Annotated in this window: 6 protein-coding genes and 2 pseudogenes; 1 reads left to right on the top strand and 7 read right to left on the bottom strand. The window is 67.6% G+C overall.

What is annotated here, in order from left to right:
- Positions 1–29: 29 nt before the first annotated feature.
- The 6 genes and pseudogenes from L6444_RS24085 to L6444_RS24105 all read right to left on the bottom strand — a co-directional run bounded on the left by L6444_RS24085 (position 30) and on the right by L6444_RS24105 (position 16460).
- Positions 30–3545, bottom strand: a complete 3516-nt coding sequence (locus L6444_RS24085; RefSeq protein WP_236977677.1) for a hypothetical protein — start codon at positions 3543–3545, stop codon at positions 30–32.
- 358 nt (positions 3546–3903) lie between these two features.
- Positions 3904–4386: pseudogene (locus L6444_RS24090) on the bottom strand (PPE family protein); the annotation flags it as partial.
- A 63-nt stretch (positions 4387–4449) separates the two neighbouring features.
- On the bottom strand, positions 4450–9309 hold the full coding sequence (locus tag L6444_RS24095; RefSeq protein WP_236977678.1) for a PPE family protein: 4860 nt from the start codon (positions 9307–9309) through the stop codon (positions 4450–4452).
- A gap of 99 nt (positions 9310–9408) precedes the next feature.
- Positions 9409–13992: a PE family protein gene (locus L6444_RS24100; RefSeq protein ID WP_459551876.1), complete on the bottom strand. Its 4584-nt coding sequence runs from the start codon at positions 13990–13992 to the stop codon at positions 9409–9411.
- Between the two features lie 229 nt (positions 13993–14221).
- Positions 14222–15118, bottom strand: a pseudogene (locus L6444_RS30835) (PE family protein); the annotation flags it as partial.
- A 553-nt stretch (positions 15119–15671) separates the two neighbouring features.
- Positions 15672–16460, bottom strand: coding sequence for a (2Z,6E)-farnesyl diphosphate synthase (locus tag L6444_RS24105; RefSeq protein WP_236977679.1), 789 nt, complete (start codon positions 16458–16460; stop codon positions 15672–15674).
- Positions 16461–16606: 146 nt separating this feature from the next.
- Here L6444_RS24105 and trhA point away from each other — a divergent pair, with 146 nt between their 5' ends.
- On the top strand, positions 16607–17371 hold the full coding sequence (gene trhA, locus L6444_RS24110; protein ID WP_236977680.1) for a PAQR family membrane homeostasis protein TrhA: 765 nt from the start codon (positions 16607–16609) through the stop codon (positions 17369–17371).
- A 6-nt stretch (positions 17372–17377) separates the two neighbouring features.
- Here trhA and L6444_RS24115 read toward each other — a convergent pair whose 3' ends face one another.
- Positions 17378–17764, bottom strand: coding sequence for a nuclear transport factor 2 family protein (locus tag L6444_RS24115; protein ID WP_236977681.1), 387 nt, complete (start codon positions 17762–17764; stop codon positions 17378–17380).
- Positions 17765–17770: the final 6 nt, after the last annotated feature.

The raw sequence follows: 17770 nt of genomic DNA on the forward strand, positions 1-17770 counted from the left end.
TTCTCGGGGGTAGTTGCGGAAGCACGTCATCAGGGAGTCACCCAGTCCGCCAGCGTCTGCTGCAGCGCACCCATCTGGCCGTGCAAGAAGCCGGAGAGCTGGCTGCCGATGTTGCCGATGCCGGAGATCAGCGCGTTCCCGGCCACGGTGCTGGTGTTGGCGAGGCCCGACATCGCGTTGCCCAGGTTCTGCCAGCCCGACAGCAGCGAGCCGGAGTTGTACCAGCCCGAAGTCAGCGCGCCGTTGGCGTTGGAGAAGCCCGAAGTCAGATCGCTCGTGTTGAAGAATCCGGAAGTCCCGCTGGAGCTTCCGTTGAAGAAGCCCGACGACACTGGCACGCCGGAGTTCCCGATACCGGTCAGGCCCGGTAGCGACAGGTTGAGCCGGCCGAGCACCGTGAGGTCGATGGGCACCTGGACGTTCACCCCGACCGCGAGGTCCTTCAGGACGATCGGGTTGACGACGATTGGGGGTAGCGCTGGGCCCATCTGGGTGCCAGTGAAGTTGAGAGTGATCAGGAAGCTGGCCGAGACATTGACCGGGATGCCGAACTGCGGGACGTAGACGGTGATCGGGTCAATCTGACCGGTGATCGGGATCGTCGTGTTGGTGCCCGCCACCAGGTCGATCGGAATCGCCGGCAGTTCGATCGGGATGGAGATTCCCCCCAGACCTTGGCTATCGGCCAGCTGGAACGAACCGATGTTCATGCTGCCGGTGTTGAACGAGCCGGTGTTGAGGTCGCCGGCGTTGGCGAAGCCGGTGTTGGTGTTTCCGCCGTTGAAGCTGCCGGTGTTGACGTTGCCGGGGTTGGCGTCGCCGGTGTTGAAGCTGCCGACGTTGAAACTGCCGGTGTTGTGGTTGCCGGTGTTGCCGATGCCGGTGTTGAAGCTGCCGGTGTTACCGATACCGGTGTTGGCGATACTCGTGTTGCCGATACCGGTGTTGTAATCCCCGGCGTTGCCGATACCGGTGTTACCCGTGCCGGAGTTGAAGAAGCCACGGTTACCGGTACCGGAGTTGAACAACCCGATGTTGTCGGTGCCCGCGTTCAAGCCACCGAAGCCGATATTGCCGTTACCGAGCAGGCCGATACCGGAGTTGTTGTTACCCCAGTTGGCCAAGCCGGTGTTGCCGTTACCCCAGTTGCCGAAGCCGATGTTGCCGTTACCGGTGTTGCCGAACCCGATGTTGCCGCTACCGGAGTTACCGAACCCGATGTTGCCGTCGCCGAGGTTGCCGAACCCGAAGTTGTGGCTGCCCAGATCACCGAACCCGAAGTTCAGATCGCCCAGGTTGCCGCCGCCGAAGTTGCTGCCACCGACATTGCCGAAGCCGAAGTTCAGCGCCCCGATATTGCCGCCACCCACATTCAGGCCACCCTGGTTGCCCAGGCCCAGGCTGAAAGTGGTGAAGTCGGTCACCGCATTGTGGAACAGACCCGACACCTGGCTGCCGACGTTGCCGATACCGGACACGACCGCAGCCTGCGCCGCATCCAGCGAGCTCAGGTTGGCCATCCCCGAGATGCTGTTGCCAAGGTTGTGCATGCCCGACACCAGATTGCCGACGTTGCCCACACCCGAGGCATAGGAGGCCAGGTTCTGCAACCCCGAACTGCCGGCGCCCATGTTGAAGAAGCCCGAGGAGCTGCCCGAGCCGCTGTTGAAGAATCCCGACGACGGGCTGGTCGTGGTGTTGCCCAAACCCGGACCAGCCGGAATCGAGAACGGGATGTCGATCGGACCGACGGTGCCGAAGATGCCGCCGAACACCGTGTAGTTGGGCCCGCCGACCAGGAGGTGCAACCGCGGGCCGCTGACCGTGATGGACGGGACGTTGATGGGACCGACTGTCGAGCCGTCGTTGATGGTGCTCAGCGAGCTGAGATTGATCGTGCCGATGGTGTACGGCTGCGTGGTGATGTCGAAGGTGCCACCGGAGATGGTCATGCTCAACGGGATTCGCATGCCAAAGCTCACGGGAATCGCGTCGATGTGGGCGGTGTAGGTAAACCCGGGCATGCCCTGAGCGTCGCCCCGGAAGAACATCCCGTTGTTCATGTTGCCGGAGTTGCCGATACCGGTGTTGATGTTGCCCGAGTTGCCGATACCGGTGTTGAGGTTGCCGCTGTTGAACCAGCCGGTGTTGGTGTCACCACCGTTGAAGTCACCGCTGTTGAAGCTGCCCTGGTTGAAGCTGCCGGTGTTATAGCTGCCGCGGTTACCGATGCCGGTGTTGAAATTGCCCGGATTGAACAACCCGGTGTTGGCGATGCCGGAGTTGCCGATACCGGTGTTGTAGCTACCGGTGTTGAACAACCCCGAGTTACCGACCCCGGAATTCAGGATGCCCCGAAGATCGAAGCCGGAGTTGCCGATACCGATATTGCCGTTACCGGTATTGCCGAACCCGATGTTGTTGTCACCGGTATTACCGAACCCGATATTGCCGGTCCCGGTATTACCGAACAGATCGGTCACGGCCGCTTCGGCCGAGCCCGGGTGCAGGGTCTGCGACAACAGGCTGCTCAGATTCCCGGAGTCCAGCAGGCTGGTCAGGGTCTTGCCGCTGAGCAGACTGCTCAACGTCTTACCGTTGAGCAGGTTACTCACGGCGGGGCTGCTCAACAGGTTGGACACCACCGGGCTGCTCAGCAAGTTGCTGACCGTCGCCGGGCTGCTCAGCACGGCGCTCACACTTGGGCTGCTCAGCAGGGTGTTCACCGCGGGGCTGTTCAACTGGGCAGCCAACGCCCCGGAGTTGATCCAGTTGGTGAATGCCGGCGAACTCGACAGGTTGTTCACCACGCTCTGCAGACCACCGTGGGTGTCGACGAAGCGCGTGATCTGGCTCAACGAGAAGTTGACCCACGGCGTCGACAACGTCGACGCCGCCGCACTGCCGGTGCCGGTGGTACCCAGCTGCGACAACAGGTTGCTCAGACTGCTGCCGTTGGTCAGGTGCAACCCACTGAGCAGGCTGCTCACCGAAGAATTGCTCAGCAGGCCGCTCAGCGCCGGACTGCTCAACAAGCTGCTGACCGATGGGCTGGCCAACAAGTTGCTCACCATGGGGCTGCTCAACAGTGTGCTGACCGTCGGGCTGCTGACCAGGGTGGCCAGGTTGGCACTGCTCAGGATGCTGCTCACGCTGCTGCTACTGACCAGGTTGGCGACGAAGTCGGAGTTCAGCAGCCCGCTCAACGACGACAGACCCCGGAACGAGCCGCCACCGAAGTGGCCCCACGAACCGCCGTGGCCCCACCCGGCCGCAGCCGTACCGACGCCAGAGGCGTTCAGCTGGTTGAGCACGCTGGTCACGTCGCCGCCGGTGACATGCAGGCTGCTCAACAGGCTGCTCACCGACTTGCTGCTCAACAACCCGGCCAGGCTCTTGCCGCTCAGCAGACTGCTGATCGAAGGGCTGGCCAACAGATTGGACACCACCGGGCTGCTCAACAGGCTGCCTACCGTCGGGCTGCTCAGCAGGCTCGTCAAGCTGCCGCTACTCAGCACGCTGGTCAGCACACCCGAGTTGGACACGTTCGAGACCAGCGCCTGCAGGCCACCGAAGGATCCCCAGCCGCCCGAGAAGTGCCGACCGTAAGACCCCCACCGCCCGGCCGCCGCCGCCCCGTACCCGCCTCGGCCAACCCCAGGCTGTGCAGATTCAGATTCGCCAGGTTGCCGGTGCCCAGCTGCAAACTGCTCAGCACATTGCTCAGGTTGAATCCGCCCAGCAGGCTGCCCAACCTGCCCACACCCAGCCCCGCCACATTGACCTTGACGTTGCCGATCTGCAGGCCGCCCACCCCGGCCGCCAACTGACCCACCACAGCCTTGACCGCACCCCGGCCCCCGCCAACTGAGCCAACGGCCCCTTGGCAAACGGCGTCAACCCCGCAGCCGCCGCCGCGCCGTAGTAGTCGACCATCGCGACCACATCCTGAGCCCAGAACTGCTCGTAGATCTCCTCCGCCGCCGCGATCGCCGGCGCGTTCTGGCCGAACAGGTTCGACACCACCAACGACACCAACGAATTACGGTTGCCCGCGATCAACGCCGGGTGCACGATCATCGACCGCGCCGTCTCATAGGCCGACACCACCGCACGCGCCTGAGCCGCCGACTCCTCAGCCGCCGTGCCCGCCGCACTCAACCACGCCGCATACGGCGACGCCGCCGAGGCCATCGCCGCCGCAGCCGGACCCTGCCAGGCATCATTGACCAACCCCGAGGTCACCGCCTCGAAAAACGACGACGCCGAACCCAGCTCGGACGCCAAACCGTCCCAGGCCGCGGCCACCGACGCCATCGGCGCCGAACCCGCGCCCAGCAGCATGTTCAGGGAATTGATCTCGGGTGGCAAGGTCAGGAAACTCACCGGCTCAGTCCTCTTCCTTACATTGCAGGAAAGCTTCTCGGGGGTAGTTGCGGAAGCACGTCATCAGGGAGTCACCCAGTCCGTCAGCGTCTGCTGCAGCGCACTCATCTGGCCGTGCAAGAAGCCGGAGATTTGGCTGCCGATGTTGCCGATGCCGGATATCACCGCGTCCCCGGCCACGGTGCTGGTATTGACGAAGCCCGAGATCGCGTCGCCCAGATTCTGCGAGCCCGTCAACAGCGAACCGGCGTTTAACCAGCCCGAGGTCAGCGCGCCGTTGGCGTTGACGAAGCCCGAACTCAGGTCGCTCGTGTTGAGGAAGCCGGACGTCCCGTTCGAAACTCCGTTGAAGAAGCCCGACGCCAACGACCCGAGCGAGTTACCGATACCGAGCACTCCCGGCAGCGACAGATCGAGTCGGCCCAGCAGCGTCATCTGGATGGGTATCTGTACGTCCGCTCCGTACACGACGTCCATCAGGCGAATTGGGTTGATGACGATGGGGTCGACGATTGCGGACGGGACGGTTCCACTGATGGTGGCGAGACCGAGACCTGTCACGTTGACCGGAACGTCGACGATGATCGGGTAGATGGTGATCGGGTCGAACTGGCCGGTGATCGGGATCGCCACATTGGTACCAGCCACCAGGTCGATCGGAATCGCTGGGAAATCGATGGAGATGTTGAAGCCGTCGAGCACCTGGCTGTCGGCCAGCTGGAAGGACCCGACGTTCATGCTGCCGGTGTTGAACGAGCCGGTGTTGAGGTCGCCGGCGTTGGCGAAGCCGGTGTTGGTGTTGCCGCCGTTGAAGCTGCCGGTGTTCTGGCTCCCGGGGTTGGCATCGCCGGTGTTGAAGCTGCCGACGTTGAAACTGCCCGTGTTGTGGTTGCCGGTGTTACCGATCCCGGTGTTAAAGCTGCCGGTGTTACCGATCCCGGTGTTGGCGATACTCGTGTTGCCGATACCGGTGTTGTAATCCCCGGCGTTGCCGATACCGGTGTTACCCGTGCCGGAGTTGAAGAAGCCACGGTTACCGGTACCGGAGTTGAACAACCCGATGTTGTCGGTGCCCGCATTGAACCCGCCGAAACCGATATTGCCGTTACCGAGCAACCCGATACCGGAGTTGTGATTACCCCAGTTGGCCAACCCGCTGTTGCCATCACCCCAGTTGCCGAAGCCGATGTTGCCGTTACCGGTGTTACCGAAGCCGATGTTGCCGCTACCGGAGTTACCGAACCCGATATTGCCGTCACCGAGGTTGCCGAACCCGAAGTTGTGGCTGCCCAGATCCCCGAACCCGAAGTTCAGATCGCCCAGGTTGCCGCCGCCGAAGTTGCTGCCACCGACATTGCCGAAGCCGAAGTTCAGCGCCCCGATATTGCCCCCGCCCACATTCAGACCACCCTGGTTGCCCAGACCGAGGCTGAAGGTGGTGAAGTCGGTCACCGAGCTGTGGAACAACCCCGACACCTGACTGCCGACGTTGCCGAAACCGGAGACGACCGCGGCCTGTGCGGCGTCCAGCGAGCTCACGTTGAACCAGCCCGACATGCTGTCGCCCAGGTTGCGCATCCCCGACACCAGGTTGCCGACGTTGCCCACACCCGAGGCATTCAGACCCATGTTCTGCAGTCCGGAACTGCCCGCACCCAGGTTGAAGAAGCCCGACGAGCTGCCCGAGCCGCTGTTGAAGAAACCCGACGACGGCGCACCCGTGGTGTTGCCGACGCCCGGACCCGTCGGGATCGAGAACAGCGGGATGTCGATCGGACCGATGGTGCCGGAGATACTGCCGTACGTGGTGTATCCCGGACCGCCGAGGGTGAAGGTCAGTTGTGGTCCACTGATCCTGATGGTCGGAACGCTGATCGGACCGATGGTGCCGGACGTGCTGCTCAGCGCGCTCATGTCGATCGCCCCGATGTTGAACGGCAGTGTGGTGATGTCGAAGGTGCCACCGGAAATCACGGTGTTCACCGGGAATCGCATGCCGTAGTCGACAGGAATCTGGTCGATGCGGATCGAGTAGGAGATACGGGTGATGCCCTGGGCGTCGCCTCGGATGAACATCCCGTTGTTCATGTTGCCGGAGTTGCCGATACCGGTGTTGATGTTGCCCGAGTTGCCGATACCGGTGTTGAGGTTGCCGCTGTTGAACCAGCCGGTGTTGGTGTCCCCACCATTGAAGTCACCGCTGTTGAAGCTGCCCTGGTTGAAACTGCCGGTGTTGTAGCTGCCCCGGTTACCGATGCCGGTGTTGAAGCTGCCCGGATTGAACAACCCGGTGTTGGCGACACCGGAGTTGCCGATACCGGTGTTGTAACTGCCGGTGTTGAACAACCCCGAGTTACCGACCCCGGAGTTCAGGATGCCGTTGAGATCGAACCCGTTGTTCCCGATACCGATATTGCCGTTACCGGTATTGCCGAACCCGATGTTGTTGTCACCGGTATTACCGAACCCGATATTGCCCGTGCCGGTATTACCGAACAGATCGGTCACCGCCGCCTCGGCCGACCCCGGATGCAGGCTCTGCGACAACAGACTGCTCAAGGTCTTGCCGCTGAGCAGGCCGCTGAGGGTCTTGCCATTGAGCAGGTTGCTGATGGACGGGCTGCTCAACAGGTTGGTTACCACCGGGCTGCTCAACAGATTGCCCACCGACGAACTGCCCAACAGACTGCTCACCGACGAACTGCTCAACACGTTGGCGACCGTGGTCGGGCTGCTCAACAGGCTGGCCACGGCAGGGTTACCCAGCACCGCGGTCACATTGGCGCTGCTCAACGCGCTGTTCAGCTGGCCCGCCAGCGCATCGGAATGCAGCCACGCGTTGAACGCCGGCGAACCCGACAAATTGCCCAGCACGGCCTCGAAGCCACCGTGAGAGTTCACGTAATTGGTGATCTGGTTCAGCGAGAAACTGCCCCACGGCGTCGACAACATCGACGCCGCCGCACTCGCACCGCCGGAACCGGTGGCACCCAACTGGGACAACAGGGCGCTCAAGCTGCTGCCGTTGCTCAGGTGCACACCACCGAGCAGGCTGCTCACCGAAGAGTTACCCAACAAACCACTCAACGCCGGACTGCTCAACAGACTGCCGACGGTCGGGCTGGCCAACAGGTTGCTCACCACCGGGCTGCTCACCAGATTGGTGACCGCCGGACTGCTCAGCAGGCTGGTCACCGCCGGGCTGCTCAACACACTGCCCACCGCCGAGCTGGTCCACTGACTGGTGAACGCCTCAGACTGCACCCAACTGGTGAACACCGGCGAACTCGACAAAGTGTTCAACACACTCTGCAACCCACCGTGGGTCTCGACGAAACGCGTGATCTGGCTCAGCGAGAAATTGCCCCACGGCGTCGACACCGTCGCCGCCGCACTCGCCCCACCCGAACCCGTGCCACCCACACCCAACTGCGTCAACAAACTGCTCAAGCTGCTGCCGTTACTCAGATGCAGACCGCTGACCAAACTGCTTACAGCCTTGCTGCCGAACAAGCTGCTCACCGCCGGGCTACTCAACAAGCTGCTAACCGTCGGGCTGCTCAACAAACTGCTCACCGTGGAGCTGCTGAGCAGAGCATTGACGGTGGAGCTGGTCAGCAGGCTGCTCACCGCGGGACTGCTCAGCAAGGTGCTGACGCTGCCGCTGGTCACCAAGCTGGACACGACCTCGGAGTTCAGCAGGCCGGACAGGAAGCCCAGGCCGCGACCCGAACCGCCGAAGCCCACGTGTCCCCAGCCACCCCAGTGATGACCCCAACCCGCGGCGGCCGACGCCCCACCAGTGACGGTGGCACCCAGACCAAGCTGGTTCAGCACGCCACTAAGGGCGCCGGTCTTCAGGTGCAAACTGCTCAGCAGACTACTCACGGACTTGCTGCTCAGCAGGCCGGAGATGGCGGGGCTACTCAGCAGGCTGCTGACCGAGGGGCTGCTCAACAGCGCGCCGACGGCGGGACTGCTCAACAAAGTGCCGACGGCGGGGCTGCTCAACAAAGTGGTCAGCGTGCTGCTGCTGACCACACTGCTCAGCCCGCCCGAGCTGGACAGGCCGCTGACCAGCGCCTGCAGACCCGAGCCAGCAAAACTCCCCCACGAGCCAGTCGGCAAACCATGACGACCGTACGACCCCCAAGGCCCGGCGGCCGCCGCACCGGTGCCGATCCCGCCCAGCCCCAGATTGTGCAAGTTCAGATTGGCCAGGTTCCCGGTACCCAGTTGCAGGCTGCTCAACAACCCGCTGAGGTTGAAACCACCCAACAGCCCGCCCAACCGCACATTCACCGCGCCCAGCACCGCCCCAGCGCCGCCCTTGGTGAAAGTGCCGGCCAACCCGGCAAGCTCGGTTGCCGCGGCGTTGACCAAACCACCCGCCCCAGCCAAACCCAGCGGCAACTTCGCAAACGGCGTCAACGCCGCCGCTGCCGCCGATGCCCCACCGTGATAGCCCAACATCGCCGCCACGTCCTGGGCCCAGAACTCCTCGTAGGCCGCCTCCGCCGCCGCAATCGCCGGCCAGTTCTGGCCGAACAGGTTCGAAATCGCCAGCCTCACCAGCGCATTGCGATTACCCGCGATCAGCGCCGGATGCACGATCATCGACCGCGCCGACTCGAACGCCGACACCACCACCCGCGCCTGCGCGGCAGCCTGCTCCGCCACCGCACCCGCAGCACTCAACCACGCCGCATACGGCGAAGCCGCCGACGCCATCGCCGACGCAGCCGGCCCCTGCCACGCATCATTGACCAACCCCGAGGTCACCGCCTCGAAAAACGACGACGCCGAACCCAACTCAGCAGCCAAACCATCCCAGGCCGACGCCACCGACGCCATCGGCGCCGAACCCGCGCCCAGCAGCATATTCAGCGAGTTGATCTCAGGTGGCAAGGTCAGAAAACTCACCGGCTCAATCCTCTTCCTTACAGTGCAAGCGTTCGCTGTTCGACGTGTGTGGAGTAATACCAGGGGAGGCCGGTCTAGCGTGGCCGATTCGGTGAGTTCCTAGGTGCCGTTGGCGCCGTTGCTGCCGTTGGCACCGCTGGCCGCCTGCGTGCCGGTTCCGTTGAGTCCAAAGCCACCCACGGCGCCTGCGCTGCCGGCACCGCCGGTGCCGGGGGTGCCATTTGCGCCGGAAGCACCGGTCGTCGCGCCGCCCAGTCCGGCGCCGCCGCCACCGCCGTTGGCCTTGTTGGCGCCAGTACCGCCGTTACCGCCGGCGCCACCCGTGCCGCCGGTGGTGCCCGTGCCGGAGTTGCCGCCCTTGCCGGGTGTACCGGCTGCGCCGCCGCCACCGGAGTTGCCGGCCGCCCCGCCGGTACCCCCGGTCGGGGTGCCGCCACCGGAGGTACCCGCGCCACCGGTGCCGCCGACGCCGCCGCTTGCACCAGCACCGCCGGTGCCGACGGCGCCGCCCTTACCGCCGGCGCCCGAGCTGGAAGTGTTGCCGCCGGCGCCACCGTTACCGGAAGCCCCACCGGTGCCGCCGGTGCCACCTTGGCCACCGGTGCCACCCGGGGTGGTGGCGGTGCCCGCACCGCCCGTGCCGCCGGCACCACCGGCGCCCGCGACACCGCCGTTGTTGGAGGCACCACCGGTACCGCCGGTACCGGTGGTGCCCGTACCACCGTTACCGCCGTTTCCGGACGCCCCGCCGTTACCGCCGGCGCCACCGTTGCCGCCGGCGCTGGCGGCACCCGCGGTGCCCGCACCGATCGCCGAGCCACCGGATGCGCCGTTACCGCCGGTACCACCAGCGGCACCGGCACCACCGGTACCACCCGCACCACCGGCCGGGCCGGTCGTGGTGCTGCCACCGTTACCACCGTTACCGCCGGCACCACCGGTACCGCCGCCGCCGCCGTTACCGGCCGCACCTGCCGCGCCACCGGAGCTGCCCGCACCGCCGGCGCCCGCCGTCCCACCGTTACCGCCCGCGCCAGCAGTACCACCAGCACCACCCGTGCCGCCCGCGCCGGTTGTGGAGTTGTTGTTGCCGTTACCACCGGTGCCACCGTTGGCGCCGAGGCCACCCTGACCGCCGTTACCGCCGGTGCCACCCGGGGTCGTCGTGGTGCCGGCACCGCCCGCGCCACCGGCACCGGCGTTACCGCCCGCGCCGCCCTTGCCGCCGGTCGCACCGGTGCCGCCCGAGGTCGTGGCGCTGAAGCCGTTACCGGCCGTACCGCCGGCGCCGCCGTTGCCGCCGTTACCGCCCTTGCCCGCGCTGCCCGAGTTGCCATTGGTAGCGGTGCCCGCGGCACCACCGGTACCGCCCGCCGCACCGGTGCCGCCGGCTCCACCGGCGCCGCCGGCGGTGGCCGAAGCGGTGGAGGCCGAGCCGGAACCGCCCTGGCCGCCCGCGCCACCGTTACCGGCCAGGCCGCCGTTACCACCGTTGCCGGAGATGGAACCGCCGGCACCGCCGGCGCCACCGTTACCGCCGATACCACCGGTGCCGCCGCCACCACCGGCCACACCGTTGCCGCTGCCGTTGCTGCCCGCAGTGCCGGTCGCGCCACCACCACCGGTGCCGCCGTTACCACCATTGCCGACCGCGCCGCCGGCGCCGCCGTTACCGCCGTTGCCGCCGGCCGAGCCGTTGGTGAGCGCGCTGGCGTTGAAGCCGTTACCGCCCCTGCCGCCGTTGCCGCCGCTGGTCGCCGCGGCCCCGTTGCCGCCGGTCAGGCCGGTGCTAGAACCGTTGCCACCCTGTCCGCCAGTCCCGACGGCACCTGGATCGCCGCCCTTGCCGCCGTTGCTGCCGGCGATGCTGGTCGAGGTACCGTCGGAGCCCCTGCCTCCGTTTCCGGCGATGCCCGCCGCGCCACCAGCGCCGCCGTTACCACCGGCACCCTGGTTACCGGCGAGGGCAGCACCACCGTTACCACCCTGGCCACCGGTACCGCCGGCGCCGCCATTACCACCGGTACCACCGGCCTGGGACGGGTTCGTCGAGGGAGCGCCGACACCACCGGTACCACCCTGGCCGCCGGCACCACCCGTGCCACCGGCCCCACCGTTACCGGAATCGGAGCCACCGGCCCCACCGTTACCGCCGGTGCCACCGTTACCACCGACGACACCGACACCGCCGGCTGCGCCGGAGGTCGCCCCCGCCGCACCCGTGCCCCCGAGCAAGCCGGCACCACCGGCACCACCGGCGCCACCGTCGCCGTTCGCACCGGCGTCACCACCGTTACCGCCGAGGCCGCCGCTGACCTTGCCCGCGCCGCCTGTGCCGCCCGCGCCACCGTTACCCGAGGTCGCGCCGCCGGCGCCACCGTCACCACCGATACCGCCCACACCGACCGACGACTGCCCGATGCCGCCGGTCCCACCGGCGCCACCGTTTCCGGTGTCGCCGCCGGCCCCGCCGTGTCCGCCGTGTCCGCCCTGACCACCAACCGTTCCGCTGGCGCCGCCCATACCGCCGTCGCCACCGTTCCCAGAGCCGTCGCCGGCCCCGCCGTTGCCACCCGTGCCGCCAGTTCCGACTGCGCCACCCGCACCGCCGGCGCCGCCCTTGCCGCCGGCCAGGTTTGAACCCTCCGCGGCGTTGAAGCCGGCGCCACCGTTTCCGCCGTCACCACCACTGGTGACCGCGGCGCCGGAACCGCCATTTCCGCCGGCAACGGAGCCGGTTCCACCATTGCCACCCAGGCCTCCGGTGCCCGGGTCGCCGCCCTTACCGCCAGCGCTGCCGTCCAGGTTGGTAGCAGTGCCGGCAGCGCCGTCGCCGCCCTTACCGCCGAATCCGGCAACGCCGCCCGTCCCGCCGGCGCCCCCGGTGCCGACGGTGCCCTTGGCCGACGCACCGCCGTTGCCGCCGACACCGCCCTGGCCGCCGACCCCGCCGTTCCCCGCATCGGTGCCGTTGACAGTCGGGTCGGTGGAGTCGACGCCCTCCGAGCCGGTGCCACCTTGACCGCCGGTGCCTGCCGCGCCGCCGGCGCCCCCGTTACCGGCCTGGCTTCCGGCGGCGCCACCGGCACCACCGTTACCGCCGATACCGCCGGTGCCACCGGTGGCCTGCGCGCCCAACGCGCCCGTGACGCCCGTGGCACCGTTACCACCGGCGCCGCCCGCGCCACCGTTGCCGAGATTCCCGCCGGCGCCGCCCGCGCCGCCGTTACCGCCGTTGAGGCCGCTCGCGGTCGGGTCGGTGTAACCATTACCGCCCGCACCACCGTTACCGCCACTGGTGGCCGCAGCACCGTTACCGCCGCTCGAGCCGACATTGAGGCCGACGCCGCCCTGTCCACCGCCACCGGCGCTGCCCGCGTTACCGCCGATCCCGCCGGCGCTGGCGTTGAAGTTGGCGGCGGTTCCATCGGCACCCCGGCCGCCGTTACCGCCGAGCCCGGCCGCACCGCCGTTACCGCCGTTACCGGCGAGGCCGATCGGACCGGTCGGGTTTGGCGCCGCGCCACCGTTACCGCCGTTGCCGCCCTGACCACCGACACCGCCGACCCCGCCGGTGCCACCGATCTGGGTGGGGTCGGCCGCGTCGGCGCCGACCGCGCCGGTGCCACCCTGGCCACCGACACCGCCCTGGCCGCCGGCGCCACCGACACCCGCAGCCGTCCCGGCGGAACCACCGTCACCGCCGTTACCACCGTTGCCGCCGAGCCCTCCGGCACCACCGGTCTGGGTCGGGTTGGTGCCGGTGGCGCCCTGTGCGCCACTGCCGCCGGCCCCGCCCGCGCCACCGTTGCCGACCAGGCCGCCGGCGCCGCCGCGACCACCGTTACCGCCGTTGGCCCCCGGAGTGGTGGCGTTCCAGCCCGCGCCGCCGGCACCGCCGTTGCCACCACTCGTCGCGCCAGTGCCGGTAGCACCAGTTGCCGCGATCGCGGTGCCGGCGCCGTTCACGCCGCCGAGGCCGCCGGCACCGCCGGCGCCGGGGTTGCCGCCCTGACCGCCGGTTCCGCCGTTGGGATTTGTTGCGGTGCCGGCTCCACCGATCCCGCCGTCACCGCCGATGCCGGCCGCGCCGCCGGTACCGCCGCCACCGCCGGCGCCGGTGACACCGCCGGTTCCAGAGCCCAGGGCGTAGCCCGCGGCACCGCCGGCGCCGCCGTGACCGCCGGCACCACCCGATCCGCCTAACCCGCCGGTGCCGCCGGTGGCACCGGCCACGGTGGCGTTGGCCCCGGTAGCGCCGGCACCGCCGCCACCACCCTGGCCGCCGAGGCCACCCGCACCGCCGTTGCCGCCATTGCCCGATATCGCACCGCCGCGTCCACCGGCTCCACCCACGCCACCGGTGCCGCCGACGGCGCCGGTGCCGCCAGCTGCACCTGCGCTGGCTCCGGCTGCGCCGGCGGCGCCCACCGCGCCTGCGCCGCCGGTACCACCGTTGCCGCCGTTACCGGTCACGCCGCCGTCGCCGCCGGCGCCGCCTTGGCCACCGACCACTCCGATGCCGCCGGCGCCACCGTTGCCACCTGCGCCGGAACCGTCGCCGTTACCGCCGCTACCGCCGGCACCGCCGTGACCGACCACCCCGGCGTTGCCGCCGGTTCCGCCATTACCGCCGGTCAGACCGGAGCCGCCGGGGGGCGGTGAGACCCATACCGCCGACACCGCCGTTGCCGCCGCTGGTCGCCGCGGCCCCGGTAGCGCCGTTCGGCGCGCCGAGTGAGCCCGCACCACCCGCGCCGCCGATACCCGGGTTACCACCCAGACCGCCGGTCCCGCCGTGGATGAACGTGCTGTCGCCGTTGCCGCCGGCACCGCCGTTACCACCGAGTCCCGCCGCACCGCCGGCGCCACCCGCGGCGCCGGCACCGAACATGCCGGTGCTGCCGGCCGCGCCACCGGCGCCACCATTGCCGCCCTGGCCACCGGCGCTGCCCGTCGTGCCCCCGCCCGTGGCGTCGGCGCCGTTACCGCCGTATCCACCCGCGCCGCCGACGCCACCGGCGCCGGCCGTGCTGAACACGGTCCCGCCGTTACCGCCGTGGCCACCGACACCTCCGGTGCCGCCGGCGATGCTCAGTGACGGGTCGCCGGCACCGCCCGCCCCACCGGCGCCGCCCACACCGCCCGCGCCGAAGAAGCCGGCATTTCCGCCCATACCGCCGGCACCACCGGTCAGACCCGCAGCGGCGCCAACACCGCCGGTACCACCGATGCCGCCGTTGCCGAACAGGATGCCGCCGGAACCGCCGTTACCGCCGGTGGCACCGGCGCCGCCGGTACCGCCCCGGCCACCGTTACCGAACAGCCCGGCGGCACCCCCGTTGCCGCCGACCTGGCCGTCCGCACCGGATCCACCCGCACCGCCGTTGCCCCACAACAACCCGCCCGCGCCACCGTTGGCGCTGGTTCCGGCTGCCCCATCGGCGCCATTGCCGAACAACGGACGCTGAAAGAGCGCCTGGGAGGGCGCATTGATCAGGTCCGACACCGCCTGCAGTGGGTTGGCGTTGACCGACTCGGCGAGCGAGTAGGCGTTGCCCGCCGAGCTGAGGGCCTGCACAAACTGCTGGTGGAAGGCTTGCGCCTCCTGGCTGAGCGCCTGGTAACTCTGGGCGTGCGTTCCGAACAACGCGGCGATGGCGGCCGAGACCTCGTCCTGAGCCGCCGGCAGCAGCGAGCTGATGGGGCCAGCCCATGCCCCATTGGCCTCGCTGATCGACGTGCCCAGACTGTTCAGGTTCGCCGTCGCAGCAGCAAACAGGTCCGGGGCAGCCACCAAATACGACATCGCGGAAACTCCTGTGGTTCATGGCCGATGGGGTCACTCGAGTTGGGAATGTACATGCTCGCGAGCCGGAAACACCAGAAGTTGAAACAAGAATTTTCAGATTTTCTGAAACAGCACCGCGGTGGAGCAGATACCGCTCCTGCATCCACTCCCCGCCCAAGTTTGCGGAGGGTCAGTTGAATTCATCAGGTCGTTCTCCTGAGAAGCTCTGACCTAGCGATACACCTTTTCAAACGAACCATATTTCGTTGTACCACAACGTATTACAGCGGCTATTGCAGGCCTGTGGAATAGGGCGTAGCGTACTGACAGAAGTTGAATACGTGGCCCGTTCCAGGGGCAAAAATCCCTAACTAACGGGCCCGTCAAACGGTCACGACGCACCGGTATTTTGTTTGCTAGAGCCCATAGCGAGGACACCGAGGCGGGTAGCCGCCGTTGACACTTCCCGTCCGGAGTGTCACGGGGACGACGCGCCAGCGGTTCCTGTGCTGATGGGTATTTCAATCCAGCAGACGGCGCCGCACCAACCGTCAGTTAACGATCGCGGTGGCTACTTGCCGTAGCGCCGATGCCGCATGCTGTAGTCCCGCAACGCACGCAGAAAATCGACGCGCCGGAACGCCGGCCAGTGCGCCTCGGTGAACCACATCTCCGAGTAGGCGCTCTGCCAGAGCAGAAACCCGGATAGCCGCTGCTCTCCCGAGGTGCGGATCACCAGATCGGGGTCGGGCTGTCCGGAGGTGTACAGATTTTCCGAGATTCCTTCGACGGTGACCGCGTCCACCAGTTCCTCGGCGGTCGCGCCGTTGGCGAGCGCCTTGTTCAACAAGGCGCGTACCGCGCCCACGATCTCCTGGCGGCCGCCGTAGCCCACCGCGACGTTGACGTGGAACGCCGCGTTCTGCGGCGTGGAGTCCACCGCGTCGCGCAGTCGTCGGGCCGGCTCCTCACCAAGCAACTCCAGATCGCCGACGGTGCGGACGCTCCAATGGTTGGCCGGCGCGCAGATCTCCTCGACGACGTCGGTGATGATCTCGATCAGCGCGCCGAGTTCCTCGGGATCGCGCTGCAGGTTCTCGGTGGACAGCAGGTAGACGGTGGTCATCTCGATGCCGGCGTCCTGGCACCACCGCAACATCTCGGCGATCTTCACCGCTCCCATGCGGTACCCGACGCTGACGTCGTCGTAGCCCAGGCTGCGCGCCCAGCGACGGTTCCCGTCGCACAGAACCGCGATGTGACGCGGCAGTTCGGATTTGGTGGCGGCCAGTCCCTGCCGTAGTCGCAGCTCGTAAAGCCGGTACAGCGGCTCCTTGAGCCGTGGCGGGATGATCTCCACGAGGATCCACAGTACTGTGACCGACGCCCTTTTCCCGGTGTCATCTCCGGCAATCTCACGTGGCGTCATACGGGCCTCTGACAGATGGTTTCGCTAACCTGATCGGTAACCCTCAACCGCCATCAAAAGACGGGGCACAAGCACAGATGAGCAGCCAGACCAGCACGCTCACCGACAACCAGCCGCAGTCGCAGCCTGAGCCGGACGGCCACTCGCCGATCGACGCCGCGCAGAAGGCCGCGCACCACCTCGTCGAGGGCGTCGCCCGGGTGTTGACCAAGCCGCGCTTCCGGGGCTGGATCCACGTCTACTCGGCGGCCACCGCCGTATTCGCCGGCGCGTCCCTGGTCGCGGTGTCGTGGGCGGTGGGCTCCACCAGGGCCGGCCTGGCCACACTGCTGTACACCTTCGCCACGATCATCATGTTCACCGTCAGCGCCACCTACCACCGGGTCAACTGGAAGTCGGACACCACCCGGATGTGGATGAAGCGGGCCGATCACTCGATGATCTTCGTGTTCATCGCGGGCAGTTACACCCCGTTCGCGCTGCTGGCGCTGTCCGGCCACGACGGGCATGTGGTGCTGGCGATCGTCTGGGGCGGGGCGGCGGCCGGCATCATGCTCAAGATGCTGTGGCCCTCAGCACCGCGCTGGGTCGGTGTGCCGCTGTACATCCTGCTGGGTTGGGTCGCGGTGTGGTACACCGCGTCGATCCTGCACAACGCCGGGGTGACGGCCATGGTGCTGCTGTTCGTCGGCGGCGCCCTCTACAGCATCGGCGGCATTCTGTACGCACTGAAGTGGCCCGACCCGTGGCCGACGACATTCGGCTATCACGAGTTCTTTCACGCCTGCACCGCGGTCGCGGCCATCTGCCACTACATCGCGATGTGGTTCGTAGTGTTCTGAAGCCCGTTACAGCCGGGTCACGTCGGCCGGCGACCAGTAGGCCTTCATCGCGGTGACCTTGCCGCTGCCGTCGAACACCATGGTCTCGATCGGCTCGATGCGCATCCTGCTGTCGCCGGCACCGACGATCAACCGGAAGTGAAACGCCGCCTCGTTTCCCGACACCCGCAGCGTCACCAGCTCGCATTCGCGCGCCACGCCCTCCACTGCCGAGTAGAAGCCGCGGATGGCGCTCTTGCCGATGTGGACCTCACCGCCGCCCACCGGGTCCTCGAGCGTCGCGTCGTCGGCGAAGAAGGCGGCCAGCTCGTCGGCGGTCCCGTTCGACACCGTCTCGATGTAGCGGTGAACCGTCTCGGTGATGGCTTGGGTCCGGTCGGCGGTGTTCGGCATGTGACG

It is taken from the genome of Mycobacterium kiyosense (assembly GCA_021654635.1).
In the GTDB taxonomy this organism is placed as follows: Bacteria; Actinomycetota; Actinomycetes; order Mycobacteriales; family Mycobacteriaceae; genus Mycobacterium; species Mycobacterium kiyosense.

Excerpts from the sequence above, each read along its gene's own strand:
- L6444_RS24115 (WP_236977681.1), bottom strand. The coding sequence starts at position 17,764 with ATGCCGAACACCGCCGACCGGACCCAAGCCATCACCGAGACGGTTCAC.
- trhA (WP_236977680.1), top strand. The coding sequence starts at position 16,607 with ATGAGCAGCCAGACCAGCACGCTCACCGACAACCAGCCGCAGTCGCAG.